The organism is Streptomyces sp. CRCS-T-1 (assembly GCF_024442335.1).
GTDB lineage: Bacteria > Actinomycetota > Actinomycetes > Streptomycetales > Streptomycetaceae > Streptomyces > Streptomyces koelreuteriae.
On the sequence record NZ_CP101651.1, the window covers coordinates 2,278,374 to 2,295,987 of the forward strand.

The window sequence follows — 17,614 nt, forward strand, 5'->3', positions numbered from 1 at the left end:
GCTCAGAGGGTGTGCGGCTTGTAGGGGTCGCACAAAGACCTCAACCGAGAGTCACCTCACATCGGTGGGTCGCGCATACCTCCCCCGGGGTGATGCGCAGCCTCAGTCGAGGGCCGGTCGAGAGCACCTCGACGGTCTCGTCCGCGCGCACGACCTGGCGGACCGGGCGGTCCCAGGTGATCTCCAGCGGCGTGCCCGTGCGGGGCGGCTCGCTCGCACAGAGGGTAGCGGTACGGCCCCGGCGGACGGTCAGCACGCTCGCGGCGGCGGAGGCGGTGAGCGGACCTGCCGTGCCGGCCTGCCAGAAGTTCGCTGCCAGGAAGCCGAGGGAGGGCACGGTGACCGCCTGGCGGTCCGCGTCGTTGGCGAGGACCGACAGCCAGTGCCGGTGGGCGGCGCGGCGGGCGACCGCGCGGCGGGACGCCCCGGGCATCAGGACGTAGGCGTATGTGGCGTCCTCGGGGTCGGTGCCGTGGTCGAGCCAGAGGGTCTGCCAGCGGCGGGTGCGGCGCTCCGGGGTGCTGCCGGTGTTGATGTCGGCCCAGGCGCCGGTGCGGTCCTCGCGGAGCGCCTTCGGCTCGCCGTCGAGCAGGACCCAGCCGCCGTGGTCCTCCAGGTGGGCCCAGTTCGGGCCCTGGGCGAAGCGCTGGGTGCCGGACTCGCCGAGGTTGCGGTTGTCGACGATCGTCTCCACCGGGACGCCGTCGGCGCAGCCGATCCCGGCGCCGAGGCAGATCACCGCGTCCGCGACGCAGAACCAGGACTTGCGGGCCTGGAGGGTGGAGCCGAGGCCCTTGAGGTGCTGACCGAGGGCCGCGCAGGTGCCGTCGGTGGTGCCGCCGACCCAGCGGGCGTCCGGGCGGGCGGATCCCCACTCGCCTCCTTCCCGGTCGGCGAGGCGCTTGGTGGAGACGGTGGTGCCGGGCAGGCGGTACCAGTCCACCGTCGGCCAGAACCAGTCCGTGTACTGGTCGCTCGTACCGGACCACCAGCTGACCATCCCCGCGCCGGTGTGCCAGCCGCGTGGGTTCTCGCCGTTGCCGCACTCGTAGTGGGCGATGCGGTCGCTGGCCATGGCGATGTTCACGGTGAAGCCGGGGCGGCGGTGGACGGCGCGGTCCATGGCGGCGAAGAGGTGGTGCCCGGTGGGTTCGGGTGCGGCCGGGGCGGGTGAGGCGGCGATGGCGTGCAGCCGGGCGAGGGTGGCGACGCCGAACTGGGGTGCGGTGAGGATCGGGGTGACCGTGTCCCGTTCGATCCAGCCCTTGACGCGGGCGTGCCAGCGGTCGCGTTCCGCGGGGGTCGCGGCGGCGGCGAGGAGGGCGATGGCCGCGATGAGCTGCTGGCCGTGGAAGTGGTCGCTGCGCATCACCTTGCGGTCGTCGGTGATGAGGTAACCGCGGCTGATGGCACGGCCGTTGACGCTGTCCATGACCAGTCCGTCGTGGATGAGCGGGGCGTAGGCCCGCTCGACGCTGTCGAGGATGATCTGCCGGTTCGGGTCGGTGACCGCCCAGTCGGATCCGGCGAGCAGGGTGAAGAGCCGGCCGAGGCCGTCGAGCATGACCTGTCCGTAGGTGCCCGAGTAGGCGACCCAGGTGTGCTGGACGAAGGAGCCGTCGGCGTAGAGGCCGTCGCCCCGGGTGACGTAGGGGAAGACCGGGGAGAGCGCGTCCCGGGCGAGGGCGATCTTGGCCGGGTCGCGGCCGAGGATGCCGCGCAGGGCGACGGAGCGGCACAGGTCGACGCGGTTGGCGCCGGTGGAGGTGCCGGTGTAGTCGCCGAGGGCGGAGTCGGGGACGAAGTGGTCGACGGCGGCGCAGGCGGCCCGGACGCGGGTTTCGCCCAGTTCGTCGTAGAGGGCGGCGGTGATGTCGGTGAGCAGGCGGGGGCTGCCGATCTGCCACTCCCACCAGTTGCCGTAGCGGGTGGTGGAAGGGTTGTAGACGGTCGCGTTGAGGTGGTCGAGGCCGCGCAGGACGTCGGCGAGCAGGCCCGGGTCGGCGGTCGAGCCGGTGCCTTTCTGAACGTAGGCCTGGGTCATGGTCCACAGACGCCCGTAGCTGAGGGTGATGCCGGCCGGCGGGTCGAAGGGGTGCCCGGGCCAGAGGGAGTTCGCCGCCGGGGCCATGGAGGCGCGCAGCCCGCGGGCGAGTGCACCGGTCTCGGCGAGCCGGGTGGCGTACGGCTCCGCTGCCGGGTCGTAGCCCTCGCCGAGGGCGATACCGAGCCAGCGGCGGCGGAGGGTCTCGTAGGGGTCCTCGGCTTCGGAGGCATACGCGGCGCGGGGCATGGACGCCGCCCAGCCGGTCGCCGCCAGCGCCCCGACCGCGAGCAGCAGGGCCCGACGGCCAGGGCTCGGCAGGGTGGTGGCGTCCTTGGCCGTGCGGCGGGGAAATTCGCGACGCTCGGGGGTCATGCCCATGCCCTACCACGGGGAGAGGGCCACCTGAACGGTGCTTTCGGCCGGATGCCCACCGAGGCCGGCCTCCCGGCGCGGGCCGGCCGCCGGGCCCTGAGGCGGCTCGGGACGGCTCGCCAGGCCGGGGGGGGGACACGGCTCTCGACGGTCATGCCCACGCCCTAGCCCGGGCAGAGGGCCACCTGAACGGTGCTTTCGGCCGGATGCACACCGAGGCCGGCCTCCCGGCGCCGGGTCGGCCGCCGGGCCCTGAGGCGGCCCGGGACGCCTCGCCAGGCCGGGGGACACGACTCTCGACGATCATGCCCACGCCCGAGCCCGGGCAGACGGCCACCTGAACGGTGCTTTCGGCCGGATGCACACCGAGGCCGGCCTCCCGGCACGTGCCCCCGCCGCCGGGCCCTGAGGCGGCCCGGGACGGCTCGCCAGGCCGGGGGGGACACGGCTCTCGACGATCATGCCCACGCCCGAGCCCGGGCAGAGGGCCACCTGAACGGTGCTTTCGGCCGGATGCACACCGAGGCCGGCCTCCCGGCACGTGCCCCGGCCGCCGGGCCCTGAGGCGGCCCGGGACGCCTCGCCAGGCCGGGGGGGGACACGACTCTCGACGATCATGCCCACGCCCGAGCCCGGGCAGACGGCCACCTGAACGGTGCTTTCGGCCGGATGCACACCGAGGCCGGCCTCCCGGCGCGGGCCCCTGCCGGTCAGTAGCGGCGGTTCGCTATGCGGCGGTTCAGCCCCGGGGTCAGGGCCCTGAGGCGGCTCGGGAGGGCTCGCCAGGTGGGGGTGGGGGGCGCCTCGTCGCTGTCCTGGCGTACGGACTCGAAGATGTCGCGGGCGACGTTGCCGGGTGAGACGGGACGGGGGGTGGTGTGGTCGTAGGGGCCGCTGTCCCTGCGGGTGGGGACGACCAGGGTCACGCCCACGCCCGTGCCGCGCAGTTCCTGGCGGAGGGCGTCGGCGAAGGCGGCGAGGCCCGCCTTGGCGGCGGAGTGCACCGCCTCCTCCCGTACGCCCGAGCAGCCCGCGGCCGAGCCGAGCAGCACCACCCGGCCCCGGCCGGCCTCGATCATGGACGGCAGCACTTCACGCACAAGGTGGAGCGTGGCGTTGAGGTCCAAGGCCAGCACCCGGTCGATGTCGGTGTGCGGCATGGCGGCGAACGGGCCCGTCCAGCCGATGCCCGCCCCGGCGACCAGGACGTCGATCCGGCCGGTCGCGTGCAGCGCGGACTGGGCCAGCAGGCGCGGTCCGCCCGGGGCGGCGAGGTCGGCGGGCAGCACGAGCGCCGAGGTGCCGGAGGCCGTCTGCTCCAGACAGCGCCGGTCGCGTCCGTTGAGGAGCAGTTGCCAGCCGTCCATGGCGAATCGCCGTGCCGTCGCCGCCCCGATCCCCGAGGAGGCCCCGGTGACGAGGGCCACGCGCCGGTCCAGACGCCGTGCCGGTCCGTGCTCGCGCACGTGTGAGGGGGCTACGGGGCCGCGTGGGGCGGGGCCCGGTGGGTCGTAGGCCGAGCCGGAGCCGGTGAGTGTCATCGGTCGGTCTCCCTGCGGTGTACGTCCGCCGTGGTCTCGTCTGTATCCATGCGGGTCCCTTCACACGGAACCTCCTCTCCCAGGACACCGCCATCCCGGTGCGTCCCGCCAGCGCTGGAGCCCTGCTCGCGGGCCTGGCTCACCCGGCCCGACGTGCCCGTTTCCGTTGGCGGTCCACGGGCCGGGCCCGTCCGCGACGCCCGCGGCAGGACCACCCCTGCGGGCCGCGCGGTGCCGCCAGGCGGCGGTATCGCGACACGGCCTCCAATGATGTTGAACATTGAACCGGAATAGGTCTACGGTGGTGCGCGTTGATGTAGTTCAAGATTCAACATCGAGACTTCTCATCGCATCACTCGCAGGAGGCCTACCCATGAGCATCTTCAGCAGCAAGGACATCGAGACCGCCACCGGCACGTCCGGCGCCGTACGGCCGGAGCTGGCCGCCCTGACCGGCGACTACACGATCGACCCCGCGCACTCGACGATCGGCTTCGTCGCCCGCCACGCCATGGTCACCAACGTCAAGGGCGGCTTCCAGGACTTCACGGGCACGCTCAGCCTCGACGGCACCGACCCCTCGCGGTCCGCGGCCTCCCTCGACGTCGTGATGGACAGCATCGAGACGGGCAACGCGGACCGGGACGGCCATCTCAAGAGCGCGGACTTCTTCAAGGCGGACGAGTTCCCGACCATGACGTTCCGCTCCACGAAGGCGGAGTCCCTCGGCGGCGACGACTACCGCATCACCGGCGACCTGACGATCCTCGGCACCACCCGCCCCCTCTCCATCGACCTGGAGTTCAACGGCGCCGCGAAGGACCCCTTCGGCAACGAGCGCGTCGGCTTCGAGGGCAAGGCGGAGATCCTGCGCTCCGAGTGGGGCCTGACCTGGAACGCCGCGCTGGAGACCGGCGGCGTGCTCGTCTCCGACAAGATCAAGCTCAACTTCGACATCTCGGCGATCAGGAACGCCTGAACCTCCCGCATCGCCCGCACCACCGGCCACGCCGCACGGGACCACTCCGTGCGGCGTGGCCGAATCGGGCCTCTTGTGCGAGGACTCACGGCGTTCTCATAATCCAGCAGCAGAATTTTGACCGGTCCATGCCAGCACATGGACGTTCTTTTTGCTCCTGCTGCTGACATGAGCTCGTCAAACGGATGCTTCGGTTGCACATCTCCCCAGGTCAACCCCCCACGGAAGGCATCACGTTGAAGAGACTTCTCACGGCTCTCAAGAGATGCGCGGTCCTCGGCGCCGCCGCGCTCGCGATCGCCAGCCTTCAGCCCGTCACCGCCGCGCAGGCCGCGCCCTCGCCCGTCGTCGGCGGGACGCGGGCCGCGCAGGGCGAGTTCCCGTTCATGGTCAGGCTGTCCATGGGCTGTGGCGGCGCGCTCTACACCCAGCAGATCGTGCTCACGGCCGCGCACTGTGTGGGCAGTTCCGGCAACAACACCAGCATCACCGCCACCGCGGGGGTCGTCGACCTCCAGTCCACGAGCGGCCGGGTCCAGGTCCGCTCCACCAAGGTGCTCCGCGCGCCCGGCTACAACGGCACCGGCAAGGACTGGGCGCTCATCAAGCTCGCCCAGCCGATCAATCTGCCGACCCTGAAGACAGCCACGACCTCGCAGTACAACACCGGTGACTTCACCGTCGCCGGCTGGGGCGCGAACCGTGAGGGCGGCTCCCAGCAGCGCTACCTCCTGAAGGCGACCGTGCCCTTCGTCAGCGACGCCGCGTGCAAGGCCTACGGCGGTCTGTACAGCGGCCTCGTCGCGAGCGAGGAGATCTGCGCCGGCTTCGACGCGGGCGGCGTCGACACCTGCCAGGGCGACTCCGGCGGCCCCATGTTCCGCAAGGACAACGCCGGCGCCTGGATCCAGGTCGGCATCGTCAGCTGGGGCGAGGGCTGCGCCCGCCCCGAGGCCCCCGGCGTCTACACGGAGGTCTCCACGTTCGCCTCGGCGATAGCCTCGGCGGCGTCCACCCTCTGACGCGCCCTCGGCAGTGACGAAGCGGCTTGCGGGTCCGGTGCGGGCGGTTGGGCACCGGGCCCGTGGCTGTGCGGTCGGGTGACTGCCGGTCGGGTCGGGTCATCCGGGGCCGGGCCCGCGCCTGTGGGGTGAGTTGCCCCGCCCGAGGAGGGTCCCCGCACGGGCGATGGGGCGAACTCCCGTCACCTCGGCCCCTCCCCCCCGCCGAGTCTGCGTCGCGCGCTGGAGCGCCCCCGTCAATCCGGCCCGGCCGTCGGCGGGCCCACGCCCAGACGGCCAGGGTCCGCCTACCTGCCCGACCCGTCCGATGGCGGGCCCGCGCCCGGGTGTTGGGGCTGGCCTCAGCCGATCCGGCCCGCGCCACCGAGCCCGAGCCCGAACGCTCGCGCCAGAACAACCCCCGTCGCCCCAGCCCGCCCCGTCAGGCCGCTCACCCCCGACCACCCGCCTCCAACTTCGCCACCGCCGCCGTCACCTGCGCTGCCCGGCTCCCCGGTGTCAGGGCGCGGAGGACGGGGAGCATCGTGAGGTAGCGGTCCGTTCGGCCGAGGGACTCGAAAGCTGCTGCGGCTCGCGGGCTGCGTGCCAGCGCTGTCGCGAAGTCCTCCGGGACCTCGGCCTCCTGCTGGGAGGCGTAGGCCGCGTCCCAACGGCCGTCCGCCTTCGCGGTGGTCACCTCGTCATGCCCGGCGGGGCGCATACGTCCGGCGGCGGTGAGTTCCTCCACCCGGCGGACGTTGACCATGGACCAGAGGCTGCCGGGGCGGCGCGGGGTGATCCTCTGGAGGTAGTACGACGCGTCGAGGCGCTTGCGCTGCCCGGTGATCCACCCGTGGCAGAGCGCCACGTCGTTGACGTCGGCGGCGCTGACGGAGGGGATGCCCGAACCCTTCTTGGCGACCTTGACCCAGAGGCCGGGATGCGGGGCGGGGTGGGTGGTCAGCCAGGAGTCCAGGTCGGCCACGGTGGCGAAGGGGAGCGGGGCCGGGCCGTCGGAGGAGGTCATGGCACCACCGTAGGGACCGAGTAGGACAGATTCCGTCCGCTACGCGAGCAGCGCGCGCGCCTGTTCGCGGGCGTGGTCGATGGCGTCCGGGAAGATGCCGAGGCCGTGGGCGACGAGCGCGCCCTCGTGGAGCAGCATCAACGCCCGGGCCAGACGGGCTGGTTCGTCCGGGGTGATGTCCGCGGCGAGACTCGTGAACAGGTCGAGCATCCACCGCTTCTGGCCGGTGATGATCGGGTGGGCCGGGTGCGCGGGGTCGCTGATCTCCGCGTGGGCGTTGACCATGCTGCACCCCTTCGGGCTGCTGTCCCGCGCCCAATCGCGTGAGGCGTCGAAGACCGTCAGGACGCGCTCCCCCGGGTCCGGCCCGGCCGCGTCGAGGCGCTCGCCGAGGAAGGCCCGCCAGCGCTCGTCGCGGTCGGCGAGGTACTCCACGACGATCTGCTCCTTGGAGCCGAACCGGTCGTAGAGGGTCTTCTTCGTGACCCCGGCCTCGGCGGCGATGAGGTCGACCCCGACGGCATGGATGCCGCGTTCGTAGAACAGCCGCGCGGCGGCCTGGAGGGCGCGGCGGGCGGCCGGCGTCAGCGTGATCCGGCGGGGGGTTTCGGAGGCAGTGGTACCCATGGCACCCGAGTATACCGATCTGTATAGTCGACGAGGAACGGGTAAACCGATCTGTCTAGTGGTTGTGGTGTCGTGAACATCCTGCTCTCCCTCGCCTTCGTCCTGTGCTGGAGCTCCGGGTTCATCGGAGCCAAGCTCGGCGCGGGCAGCGCGTCCGCGCTCACGGTCCTGATGTGGCGGTTCCTGCCGCTGGCCGTCGTCCTGATCGCCGTCGCCGTCCTCACGCGCTCCGCGTGGCGGGGGCTCACCGCCCGGGACGTGACCCGGCAGGCCGTGATCGGCGTGCTGTCGCAGAGCGGCTATCTGCTGAGCGTCTACTACGCCATCCAGCTCGGCGTCTCCAGCGGCACCACGGCCCTGATCGACGGCATCCAGCCCCTCGTCGCCGGAGCCCTCGCGGGACCGCTGCTCGGGAGCCACGTCTCGGGACGGCAGTGGATCGGCCTGGGCCTCGGGCTGAGCGGCGTCGCCGTGGTCACCCTGGCCGACGCCGCCGGGACCGACGTGGTCTGGTGGGCGTACGCCGTCCCGCTGCTCGGCATGCTGTCCCTGGTCGCGGCGACGTTCCTGGAGAGCCGCTCCCGCTCGCGGGTCGCCCCTTCGGTGTCGCTGACCGTCCACTGCGTCACCAGCGCCGTCCTCTTCACCGTGCTTGCGCTGGCCGCCGGAGCCGCCGCGCCGCCGGCCGAGGGAGCCTTCTGGGTGGCGGTCGCCTGGCTCGTGGGCCTGTCCACGTTCGGCGGGTACGGGCTGTACTGGCTCATCCTGAAGCGCTCCGGCGTCACCGAGGTCAACACCCTGATGTTCCTCATGGCCCCGGTCACGGCCGTCTGGGGCGCGCTCATGTTCGGCGAGCCGTTCGGCCTCCAGACCGCCCTCGGGCTGGCCGTCTGCCTCGCGGCCGTCGTCATCGTCCACCGCGGCGGGCACCGGGGGGACGCTGCCGTGACCGCCGCCCGGGGAGAGCGGCGGGAAAACCGGTGGACCCGGTCCTCCGAATCCGCCTAACGTCCCTGTCGTGTCCAGCCCCGAGGCATCCAGAGTGCGGCCACCGGCTCTCCGGTGGCTGCTTGTGATGCCGGGCCGCTGAGGCAGGCCCCTTCTTCGCTCCGCCACCGGATCGCCGACCGACGTGTCGTGTTCGTCGTCGACTTCCGGGTGCGGAGTTTCCTCATGCCGTTCGCTCTACTTCTGCTGGGCCTTGCCGTGTTCGCGCAAGGGACGTCCGAGTTCATGCTGTCCGGGCTGGTGCCGGACATCGCGCGGGATCTGGGGGTGTCCGTTCCCGCCGCGGGTGCGCTGACCTCCGCCTTCGCGGCGGGAATGGTCGTAGGGGCGCCGCTCGTGGCGGGTCTCGCGCGGCGCTGGTCGCGGCGGGGCGCGCTGTCGGCGTTCCTCGTCGTCTTTCTCGCCGTCCATGTCGTCGGTGCTCTCACCGGCAGTTTCGAGGTCCTGCTCGCCACGCGGGTGGTGGGGGCGCTCGCCAACGCGGGGTTCCTCGCCGTCGCCCTCGTAGCCGCCGCGGGAATGGTCCCGGCTGACGCGAAGGGCCGGGCCACGTCCACACTGCTGGGCGGCGTGACACTGGCGTGTGTGGCCGGGGTGCCCGCCGGGGCCCTGCTGGGCGGGCTGTGGGGCTGGCGTACGGCGTTCTGGGCCGTGGCGCTGCTGTCGCTGCCGGCCCTGGTGGCGGTGGCGTGGTCCGTGCCGGGCGGGACCGCCGAGGGTGCGCCGCCCGCCCTGCGCGGTGAACTGCGGTCACTGCGCAGCCCTCGGCTGGTCGTCACGCTGCTGCTGGGCGCCCTCGTGAACGGCGCGACGTTCTGCACCTTCACCTATCTCGCGCCGCTGGTCACCGAGGTGACGGGGCTGGGCAGCGGGTGGGTGCCCGGGGTGCTCGCGCTGTTCGGCGCCGGGTCGTTCGTGGGGGTGACCGCGGCGGGGCGGTTCGCCGACCGCAGCCCCGTGCCGCTCCTCGCCGGTGGGGGCGTCGCGGCCTGCGTGGGCTGGTGCCTGCTGGCCCTCGGGGCCGGGCACCCGGTCCTGGCCCTCGGGCTCGTCTTCGCCCAGGGAGCGCTTTCCTTCGGCGTCGGCTCCACGCTGATCGCCCAGGCGCTCTACGCGGCACCGGGAGCACCCACACTGGCCGGGGGTTTCGCGACGGCCGCGTTCAACGTCGGCGCCGCGCTGGGCCCTTGGGCCGGTGGCACGGCGATCGGCGCCGGGTTCGGGTACCGGTCGCCGGTGTGGGTGAGCGCGGGGCTGATCGCGCTCGCGGGCGTCGTGGCCGGGGTGGTGTGGCGTCAGCGGGCGCGGCTCGCGGACCGGGACGCGCTACGGCGCTGAGCCCCGGGCGGGCGCGCGAGGCGGGTCGGAGCCCGCGGCGATCGCAGAACCCAACGGGACCCATCGGGTTCAGTGACCGCCGTGGTCAGTCGCGGCCGGTTTCAGTGACCGCCGCGGTCAGTCGATGGCGTGGTTCAGAACCCGCCCCCGAAGTCCCCTCCACCGAAGCCTCCACCGCCGAAGTCGCCTCCGCCGAAGCCGCCCCCGAAGTCGCCGGAGTCGAAGTTGGCGCCGGAGACGTCACCGCCCTCGTAACCGCCGAAGTCTCCGTAGCCGGAGCCGTAGTCGGCCGCGTAGGCGGGGGCGGCCATCATGCTGCCGAGCATGGTGCCGACGAGGAGGCCGGGCAGGATGCCGCCGGCGAAGTAGCCGCCGGCCCAGGGGCCGTACGCCGGGCCGGCCTCCCAGTAGGGGCGGCGGCCGTAGTCGGTGTCGACCTCGCGGATCGCCGGGTCGCGGCCCTCGGTGAGCCGGGTCCGGTCGGCCGCGCAGACGGGGACGTCGCGTGTGGTGCCGCCCGAGGGCGTCCAGCTCATGTCGGCGACCGAGGGGCCGTGGCGCGGGTCGAAGAAGCAGGGCGGGCGGCGCTCGGGCAGCCGGTCGCCCTCGCGCCGGGCCGCGAGCCGGGCCAGGGAGAAGCGGCCGTCCTCCACGGTCTGGGTGACGGGCCGGACGTCCTCCGGTTTCGTCGCGGCCGCCATCAGGGACTTCGCCCGCTCGTAGGAGTCCAGGGCGCGTTCGTAGTCGGCGCGCATCGCGTCGTCGGCGGCGGGCTCCCCGGGGTGGAAGTCAAGGCGGTCGAGCTCCTCGCCGAAGGCGGTGATGTCCTCGTCGACGACGACCCGCAGCTTCTCCAGAGCGGCCCGCTGCTCCTCCTCGTGGCGGCGGCGGTTGCGCCGGACCACGGCGTAGGTGCCCGCGCCGCCGGCCGCGACCAGGGCGCCGAACGTGATCAGACCGCCGACCGGTACGCCGGTCTCCGAGCCGTCGCTCCAGCTGCTCGGCGCCGTGCCGCCCATGCTGCGCAGGGCGTCGTCGACGAAGTCGTTGAGCTGGGCCTTGGTGTCGCCCGTGTCCTGCACGGCACTGACCAGGTTGGAGACCGCCTGGCGGCTCATCACCGCGCTGTCGGCACGGGCGTCGAACTGCTCGCCGACGCGGACGCCGTACAGGCCGGTGACGCCGGTCTCGGTGCGGAGGTTGCGGAAGAGGTCCTTTGTGGGGGTATCGGCCGGGAGGACCGCCACGAAGACGGGCTTGTCCGCGTCCTTGATCTTGTCGGCGAGGGCCTCGGCGTCCGACGCCGCGAGCTGGTCGGAGGCGGCCGGGTCGACGTAGACGGGGTTCTCGCGCAGTTCCTCGGCGACCTTCGAGAGGTCGGTGGCCGCGTGCGCGCCCGGCGCGACGGCCGTCATCACCACCAGTACCGCCACCAGGGCGGCGACCGGCGCGATCAGCAGTCGTACGACAGTACGCACCAGTGCGGCCTTCATATGTTCGAAGCTACCCGAATCAGCACAGAAGGGATATCGATAGGGGCGGGGATTTCGGGACGCCGCTGCGCCTACGATGCCTTCTGGCTCACCTCCGTGGGCCGGGCCGGGTCCGGCCCACGCCACGGGTCGCAGGGGAAAGGGCGGATCAGGGGCATGTTCGGAAGACGCAGGGCCGCGGACATGACGGTGTCCGCACTCGCCGAGCTGGACCGGTCGCGTTCGCGGGCCGACCTGTTGTGGGAGCTGTTCCGGCATGCCGAGGCGGAGGTGACGACGGCGATCGGCTGGTACCTGGCGCGGCGCCGGGGGCCGTCGCTGTGGTCGCGGTGGCTGCGGGCGCTGGCCGCGCTGCTGGGCATCGTCGGCACGCTGACTCCGCTGGTGCACGCGGCCACCCCTTCCGCGTTGCCGCCCGAGTGGGGCTTCGTGTTCCTGGCCGGTGGGGCGGGGTGTGTCCTGTTCGATCGGATCTTCGGGTTCTCGGCGTCCTGGACGCGCTACATCCGTACGCAGCAGGCGCTGCAGCAGATCCTCAAGAGGGCGCAGTCCGAGTGGGCGCAGACGTATCTGCGGGCCACGGACTCTCCCAGCGACAAGGAGCAGGCCGCGCTGCTCGGGGTGATCGAGCGGTTGCGGACGGACGCGCAGCGGATCATCGAGGACGAGGGGTCGGCGTGGGTCGGTTACCTGGCCGACGGGGTGGAGGAACTGACCCGCGCCACCGTGCACGCGCCCGGGCAGCGGTCGAACGGGGCGGGGTTGTTCCGGCTGGAGCGGGGGGCGGGGCGTGAGCGCCTGGGTGAGGCCCAGGTGCCACGCGCCCGCGACTCCGCCATGTGACCCACCTGGCCGCTTCCCGGCACCCGGCACCGGCGCTGGCGCCGGGTGGGTCCGCAACCCGGCGTAGCGGGGTGCCGCTGCGCCCACCCGTGCCGCCCCTAGCGGCACGCATGCCCGCAGCTAGGGGCGGTGACGGCCGCCGGCAGCCAGGGCGGCTCGCGGCCACCCGCGACTAGAGCGGCCACACGGCGATCGACGGCAGCTCAGCCGTTACGCGCCCGCACCCGCCGGACCACGGAAGGGGACGTGTCGGGGGGTGTCCGCCCGCAGCGGTTGGCGCGTCAACGGACAGTCAGTCGGCGTCCGACCCCATCGCGCCGTTCCGAGGACGGACCCCCCCCGGCGCGGCCCCGACCCACCACCACCGCGTAGGCGCAGGCACAGACGCGGCCCGCTACTCCGCCGGCGTCACCCCCGCCCGCAGCAAGCCGTACGTGTACGCGTCCTCCAGGGACTGCCAGCTCGCTGCGATGACGTTCTCGGCGACGCCGACCGTGGACCACTCGCCCGTGCCGTCGGACGTGGAGATGAGGACGCGGGTCGTGGACTGGGTGCCGTGTTTGCCTTCGAGGATGCGGACCTTGTAGTCGACGAGCTCGAGCTTGGCGAGCTGGGGGTAGATCTTCTCCAGGCCGACGCGCAGGGCACGGTCGAGGGCGTTGACCGGGCCGTTGCCCTCGGCCGTGGCGACGATGCGCTCACCCTTGGCCCACAGCTTGACCGTGGCCTCGTTGGCGTGGGACCCGTCGGGCCGATCCTCGACGATGGCCCGCCAGGACTCGACCTCGAAGTAGCGCAGCGGCTTGCCCTGGACCTCGGTGCGCAGCAGGAGTTCGAAGCTCGCGTCGGCCGCCTCGTAGGTGTAGCCCTGGAGTTCGCGTTCCTTCACCCGCTCCACGACCCGGCCGACCAGCTCCCGGTCGCCGCCGAGGTCGATGCCGAGTTCCTTGCCCTTGAGCTCGATGGACGCGCGTCCCGCCATGTCGGAGACCAGCATCCGCATGGTGTTGCCGACCAGCTCGGGGTCGATGTGCTGGTACAGGTCCGGGTCGACCTTGATGGCAGAGGCGTGCAGCCCGGCCTTGTGGGCGAAGGCGGAGAGACCGACGTAGGGCTGATGCGTGGAGGGGGTGAGGTTGACGACCTCGGCGATGGCGTGCGAGATACGGGTCATCTCGCGCAGATGGCCGTCGGGCAGCACCTTCTTGCCGTACTTCAGTTCCAGCGCCGCCACGACCGGGAAGAGGTTCGCGTTGCCCACGCGCTCGCCGTAGCCGTTGGCGGTGCACTGCACATGCGTCGCCCCGGCGTCGACGGCGGCCAGCGTGTTCGCCACCGCGCAGCCCGTGTCGTCCTGGGCGTGGATGCCGAGCCGGGCGCCCGTGTCGGCCAGGACCGTGGCGACGACCGCCTGGATCTGCGCCGGGAGCATGCCGCCGTTGGTGTCGCAGAGGATCACCACGTCCGCGCCGGCCTCCGACGCCGTACGGACGACGGCCTTGGCGTACTCCGGGTTCGCCCGGTAGCCGTCGAAGAAGTGCTCGCAGTCGACGAAGACCCGGCGGCCCTGTTCCGTCAGGAACGACACCGTGTCGCGGATCATCTCCAGGTTCTCGTCCAGGGTGGTGCGCAGGGCGAGCTCGACATGCCGGTCGTGGGACTTCGCGACCAGCGTGATCACCTCGGCGCCCGACTCCAGCAGCGCCTTGACCTGCGGGTCCTCGGCCGCCTTGGCTCCCGCGCGCCGGGTCGCGCCGAACGCGACGAGCTGGGCGTGCCGGAAGTCGATCTCCTGCTGGGCGCGGGCGAAGAACTCGGTGTCCCGGGGATTCGCGCCCGGCCAGCCGCCCTCGATGAAGCCCACGCCGAAGTCGTCCAGGTGCCGTGCGATGGCCAGCTTGTCGGCGACGGTGAGGTTGATGCCCTCACGCTGGGCGCCGTCGCGCAGGGTGGTGTCGAAGACGTGGAACGAATCGTCGAGCTCGCTGGTTGCGGTCATGGTCTCAAGGCTCCTGAGGATTGGATCTCGGTCGTACCGGAATGACCGGCTCCACCGCCCCCACATACTCCCTCGCGCTCTCGCTCCTGGCTGCGGGTGGGCCAGAAAAAGCGAAAAACCCCTCGCGGGTGCGAGAGGTCTGCGCGCGGGTCGAGGACGACGGTGTCCGCCCGTACCTGGTCGTACGTGGCGGTCACTGCGGACCGGCGCGCCTGCTGCCAATAATCATGGCGAACGAGAGCACGGGGGCAGTCTGGCACAGCCCCCGTGCCTCGCTCACGGTTGTCTCAGGATGCGGTCGGTCACCTGATACGGCGCACGTAGACGTGCGAGGTGTCGTACGTGTCGCCGGGCACCAGGTCGGGTGAGGAGCTGCTGAAGGCGACCGCGCGGCCGTGCCGGTCGATCACCGGGGCCGACACGCTCTGGTCGTTCGGCCCGCCCTCGGCGTCCGGGCTGGCCAGGACCGTGCGCCCGGTGCGCAGGTCACGGACGTAGGCACGCGTCGTACGGTCCGGGTCGCCCGGGTCGGCCGAGACGAAGGCGAGGTACCGGCTGTCGGCGCTGAGCCGGGGGAACGCGGTGAAGGCGGCCGGGTCGGCGGCGTCGATCCGGCGCAGCTCGCCCGTCTTGAGGTCGCGGACGAAGACGTTGTGCCCCTTGTTGGTGTCGCCCGGGGTCAGCCGCGAGTCCAGCGAGTTGAAGACCGCGTACCGGCCGTCGGCGCTGACCTGCGGGAACTCGGTCTGCCCGTCGGACGTCAGGCCGTCCGGCGCCAGGTCGGTGTGGAACAGCTTCCCGCTCGGCACATCACGGACCCAGGCGTCGCTCCAGTCACCCGAGGAGGGGTGCGGGACGAAGAACTGGTAGCCGACACGGCTGCCGTCGGCGCTGATGGACGGGTTGGTGGCGGCGGTCTTCCGGTCGGTCGCGCCGGGCACCTGGCTGATGCGGACGGCCTCGCCGCTGGTCCGGTCAACTCTGTAGACACGTCCCCAGACGTCGTCGCCCTGGGTGAACGCGGAGCGCTCGGCGACGAAGGCGACGTAGCGGCCGTCGGCGCTGATGGCGGGCGCCCTGCCGGTGTCGTAGCCGCCGGCGACGGTGTCCGCGATGCGCTGGAGGGTGCCGGTCTTCAGGTCCTTGACCCAGATGTGGCTGCGGCCGTCGCTCGCGCCGGTGGCGGCGAAGGCCAGATAGCGGCCGTTGCCGCTCAGGGCGACGTCGTCGACGGAGCCGTCCACACCGCCGCTCGCCGACCGGGTCGTGCCGGTGTCGAGGTCGCGTACGAAGGCGTCGTCGAGGCCGTCGGTGTCACCGGCGACGAGGTTGTCGGCGCGGGAGACGAAGGCCAGACGGCGGCCGTCGGCGCTGAGGCTCGGTCCGCCCGAGGGCGCGTCGCCGTCGCTGCCGTCCGGGGCGACGCTCGCCTTCTCGGTGCGCGGCACCGGCGCCGGCGCGGCGGTCGCGGGCAGCGCGGCGGCGGTGCCGAGCGTGACGGCCAGGGCCAGTCCGAGCGCGACGGACGTGGCCCTCCTGATGCTGGTCATGTGCTGTTTTCCCCCTGTGTTCCCCCGGCCCCGCGCCGAGGGCTCCTCCAGAGCCAACATCACCACCGGACAGGGGGTCAATCCGCCGAATTGAGTACAACGCGGGCGGGCGTTCAGGTGTCCGCGAGGAGGCTGTCCTCAAGGAACTCCCGTACGTGCTGGAGGACTTGTGACCGGTCGGTGCCGCGCAGGCCGATCGCCACATGGATGGCGAAGCCGTCCAGCAGCGACCGCAGGCGGGCGGCGAAGCGGTCGGGGTCGACAGGGCGGAACTCGCCGCGTGAGACGCCCTCGGCGAGCAGGGCGACCAGGTCGCGGTGCCAGACGCCCTCGATGGCGGCCTGCCGGTCGCGGGCGGCCTCGTCGGCGTTCTGCGAGCGGTTCCAGACCTCCAGCCACAGGGTCCAGTGCGGGTCGCGATGGCCGTCGGGGACGTACAGGTCGACGTAGGCGTCTAGGCGTTCGCGGGCGGGGGCGGTCCGGGTCAGCAGCCGTCCGCGCTCGGCGCCCAGCCGGCCCTCGCTCCACTCCAGGGTGCGCAGCAGCAGTTCGTCCTTGGAGCCGAAGTAGTAGAGCAAGTGCCCGCTGCTCATCCCGACCTCGCGGCCGAGCGCCGCCATGGTGAGCTTCTCCAGACCGCGCTCGGCGATCATCTCCATGGCGACGGCGAGCACGTCCTCGCGGGGCGGCGCCTGCCTGCGCCCACCGGCCATCTGCGGCTCCCGGGTTCTAGATCTTGGGCTGTTGCTGTGTGATGCAGTGGATGCCTCCACCACCAGCGAAGATCGTACGGGCGTCCACCAGGGTCACGGTCCGCTCGGGGAAGAGCCGGCGGAAGACACCGGCCGCGAGTTCGTCGCGAGGGTCGTCGAAGCCGCACAGCACCACGCCGCCGTTGCAGAGGTAGTGGTTGATGTAGGAGTAGTCGGCCCAGTGGCCGTCGGCCTCCAGGACGGTCGGTGCGGGGACCTCCACCACCTCCAGGCGGCGGCCGCGCGCGTCCGTCTGGGCCTTCAGCAGGCCGATGACCTCCTTGGTCACCTCGTGGTCGGGGTGCGCCGGGTCCGGCTGGGAGTGCGCCACGACGACCCCCGGCCGAGCGAAGGCGGCGACGATGTCGACATGACCCAGGGTGCCGAATCCGTACGGCGGATAGTCGCCGGTCAGTCCGCGCGGCAGCCAGATCGCCTTGCGGGTGCCGAGCTGGGCGTGGATCTCCTCCTCGACCTGCTCCCGCGTCCAGCCGGGGTTGCGCTCCGGGCCGAGCTGGACCGTCTCCGTCAGCAGGACGGTGCCCTCGCCGTCCACATGGATCGCCCCGCCCTCGTTGACGAGCCGCGAGGCGTACGTCCGTGCCCCGGCGAGGTCCGCGACATGCGCGGCCACCTTCTCGTCGCGCTCCCAGCGGGCCCACTCCTGGGCGCCCCAGCCGTTGAACGTCCAGTCGACGGCGGCCAGTGCACCCTTCCCGTCGGTCAGGAAGGTCGGGCCGATGTCGCGCATCCAGGCGTCGTCGAGGTCCCGCTCGACCGTGTCGATGCCCTCGCCCAGCAGGGTGCGCGCCTGGTCCGACTGCCCCGGCCCGCACACCACCGTCACCGGTTCGAAGCGGCGCACGGCCCGGGCGACCGCGGCCCAGGCGACACGGGCGGCGGCCAGCTCCCCCGGATCGTCGAAGGTGGGGTTCTCGCCGGGCCAGGCCATCCAGGTGCGCTCGTGCGGGGCCCACTCGGCGGGCATGCGGAAGCCGTCGGCGGCAGCCTTGTTCATCAGGGGTCCTTGTCCGGGG

The 17,614-nt window shown here is 72.5% G+C and carries 14 protein-coding genes; 5 read left to right on the plus strand and 9 right to left on the minus strand.

Translation table 11 applies throughout. The features are described 5' to 3' along the window. Window positions 1-40 precede the first annotated feature (40 nt). On the minus strand, window positions 41-2,419 hold the full coding sequence (locus tag NNW99_RS09970; RefSeq protein WP_215118337.1) for a polysaccharide lyase 8 family protein: 2,379 nt from the start codon (window positions 2,417-2,419) through the stop codon (window positions 41-43). A 710-nt stretch (window positions 2,420-3,129) separates the two neighbouring features. Beyond that, on the minus strand, window positions 3,130-3,960 hold the full coding sequence (locus tag NNW99_RS09975; protein ID WP_215118338.1) for an SDR family oxidoreductase: 831 nt from the start codon (window positions 3,958-3,960) through the stop codon (window positions 3,130-3,132). A gap of 373 nt (window positions 3,961-4,333) precedes the next feature. Here NNW99_RS09975 and NNW99_RS09980 point away from each other — a divergent pair, with 373 nt between their 5' ends. Together NNW99_RS09980 and NNW99_RS09985 are read left to right on the plus strand one after the other, a co-directional pair. Then, a complete protein-coding gene (locus NNW99_RS09980; protein WP_215118339.1) occupies window positions 4,334-4,939 on the plus strand; it encodes a YceI family protein in 606 nt (201 codons plus the stop codon). 236 nt (window positions 4,940-5,175) lie between these two features. Then, complete coding sequence (locus NNW99_RS09985; RefSeq protein ID WP_215118340.1) at window positions 5,176-5,961, plus strand: trypsin-like serine protease; 786 nt, start codon at window positions 5,176-5,178, stop codon at window positions 5,959-5,961. Window positions 5,962-6,391: 430 nt separating this feature from the next. Here the strand turns inward: NNW99_RS09985 and NNW99_RS09990 are convergent, their stop codons facing one another. Together NNW99_RS09990 and NNW99_RS09995 are read right to left on the minus strand one after the other, a co-directional pair. Further along, the gene (locus NNW99_RS09990; RefSeq protein WP_215118341.1) at window positions 6,392-6,967 is read right to left on the minus strand and encodes a YdeI family protein; all 576 of its coding nucleotides are present in this window, start codon (window positions 6,965-6,967) and stop codon (window positions 6,392-6,394) included. Between the two features lie 39 nt (window positions 6,968-7,006). Then, on the minus strand, window positions 7,007-7,594 hold the full coding sequence (locus tag NNW99_RS09995) for a TetR/AcrR family transcriptional regulator (protein WP_215118342.1): 588 nt from the start codon (window positions 7,592-7,594) through the stop codon (window positions 7,007-7,009). Between the two features lie 72 nt (window positions 7,595-7,666). Between NNW99_RS09995 and NNW99_RS10000 the strand changes: the two genes are divergently transcribed. Together NNW99_RS10000 and NNW99_RS10005 are read left to right on the plus strand one after the other, a co-directional pair. Then, window positions 7,667-8,602 carry a DMT family transporter gene (locus NNW99_RS10000; protein WP_215118343.1) on the plus strand — a complete coding sequence of 312 codons (936 nt, stop codon included), beginning with the start codon at window positions 7,667-7,669 and terminating at the stop codon, window positions 8,600-8,602. 165 nt (window positions 8,603-8,767) lie between these two features. Then, window positions 8,768-9,940 carry a Cmx/CmrA family chloramphenicol efflux MFS transporter gene (locus tag NNW99_RS10005; protein ID WP_215124221.1) on the plus strand — a complete coding sequence of 391 codons (1,173 nt, stop codon included), beginning with the start codon at window positions 8,768-8,770 and terminating at the stop codon, window positions 9,938-9,940. A 134-nt stretch (window positions 9,941-10,074) separates the two neighbouring features. Here the strand turns inward: NNW99_RS10005 and NNW99_RS10010 are convergent, their stop codons facing one another. Next, window positions 10,075-11,433, minus strand: coding sequence for a hypothetical protein (locus NNW99_RS10010; RefSeq protein ID WP_215118344.1), 1,359 nt, complete (start codon window positions 11,431-11,433; stop codon window positions 10,075-10,077). Window positions 11,434-11,616: 183 nt separating this feature from the next. Here NNW99_RS10010 and NNW99_RS10015 point away from each other — a divergent pair, with 183 nt between their 5' ends. Further along, on the plus strand, window positions 11,617-12,276 hold the full coding sequence (locus tag NNW99_RS10015; RefSeq protein WP_215118345.1) for an SLATT domain-containing protein: 660 nt from the start codon (window positions 11,617-11,619) through the stop codon (window positions 12,274-12,276). 394 nt (window positions 12,277-12,670) lie between these two features. Here the strand turns inward: NNW99_RS10015 and cimA are convergent, their stop codons facing one another. The 4 genes from cimA to NNW99_RS10035 all read right to left on the minus strand — a co-directional run bounded on the left by cimA (window position 12,671) and on the right by NNW99_RS10035 (window position 17,595). Beyond that, window positions 12,671-14,275: a citramalate synthase gene (gene cimA / locus NNW99_RS10020; RefSeq protein WP_215118346.1), complete on the minus strand. Its 1,605-nt coding sequence runs from the start codon at window positions 14,273-14,275 to the stop codon at window positions 12,671-12,673. Between the two features lie 302 nt (window positions 14,276-14,577). Beyond that, window positions 14,578-15,825: a PD40 domain-containing protein gene (locus NNW99_RS10025; protein ID WP_215118347.1), complete on the minus strand. Its 1,248-nt coding sequence runs from the start codon at window positions 15,823-15,825 to the stop codon at window positions 14,578-14,580. Window positions 15,826-15,938: 113 nt separating this feature from the next. Continuing rightward, a complete protein-coding gene (locus tag NNW99_RS10030) occupies window positions 15,939-16,538 on the minus strand; it encodes a TetR/AcrR family transcriptional regulator (RefSeq protein WP_215118348.1) in 600 nt (199 codons plus the stop codon). Window positions 16,539-16,554: 16 nt separating this feature from the next. Then, entirely contained in the window at window positions 16,555-17,595 is a 1,041-nt protein-coding gene (locus NNW99_RS10035) for an agmatine/peptidylarginine deiminase (protein ID WP_215118349.1), read from the minus strand. Between the last annotated feature and the right edge of the window lie 19 nt (window positions 17,596-17,614).

Coding starts and splice junctions, on each gene's coding strand:
- NNW99_RS09975 (WP_215118338.1), bottom strand. CDS start 3,960: ATGACACTCACCGGCTCCGGCTCGGCCTACGACCCACCGGGCCCCGCC.
- NNW99_RS10015 (WP_215118345.1), top strand. CDS start 11,617: ATGACGGTGTCCGCACTCGCCGAGCTGGACCGGTCGCGTTCGCGGGCC.
- NNW99_RS09990 (WP_215118341.1), bottom strand. CDS start 6,967: ATGACCTCCTCCGACGGCCCGGCCCCGCTCCCCTTCGCCACCGTGGCC.
- NNW99_RS10035 (WP_215118349.1), bottom strand. CDS start 17,595: ATGAACAAGGCTGCCGCCGACGGCTTCCGCATGCCCGCCGAGTGGGCC.
- NNW99_RS09980 (WP_215118339.1), top strand. CDS start 4,334: ATGAGCATCTTCAGCAGCAAGGACATCGAGACCGCCACCGGCACGTCC.
- NNW99_RS10005 (WP_215124221.1), top strand. CDS start 8,768: ATGCCGTTCGCTCTACTTCTGCTGGGCCTTGCCGTGTTCGCGCAAGGG.
- NNW99_RS10025 (WP_215118347.1), bottom strand. CDS start 15,825: ATGACCAGCATCAGGAGGGCCACGTCCGTCGCGCTCGGACTGGCCCTG.
- NNW99_RS10010 (WP_215118344.1), bottom strand. CDS start 11,433: ATGAAGGCCGCACTGGTGCGTACTGTCGTACGACTGCTGATCGCGCCG.
- NNW99_RS10030 (WP_215118348.1), bottom strand. CDS start 16,538: ATGGCCGGTGGGCGCAGGCAGGCGCCGCCCCGCGAGGACGTGCTCGCC.
- NNW99_RS09995 (WP_215118342.1), bottom strand. CDS start 7,594: ATGGGTACCACTGCCTCCGAAACCCCCCGCCGGATCACGCTGACGCCG.
- cimA (WP_215118346.1), bottom strand. CDS start 14,275: ATGACCGCAACCAGCGAGCTCGACGATTCGTTCCACGTCTTCGACACC.
- NNW99_RS09970 (WP_215118337.1), bottom strand. CDS start 2,419: ATGACCCCCGAGCGTCGCGAATTTCCCCGCCGCACGGCCAAGGACGCC.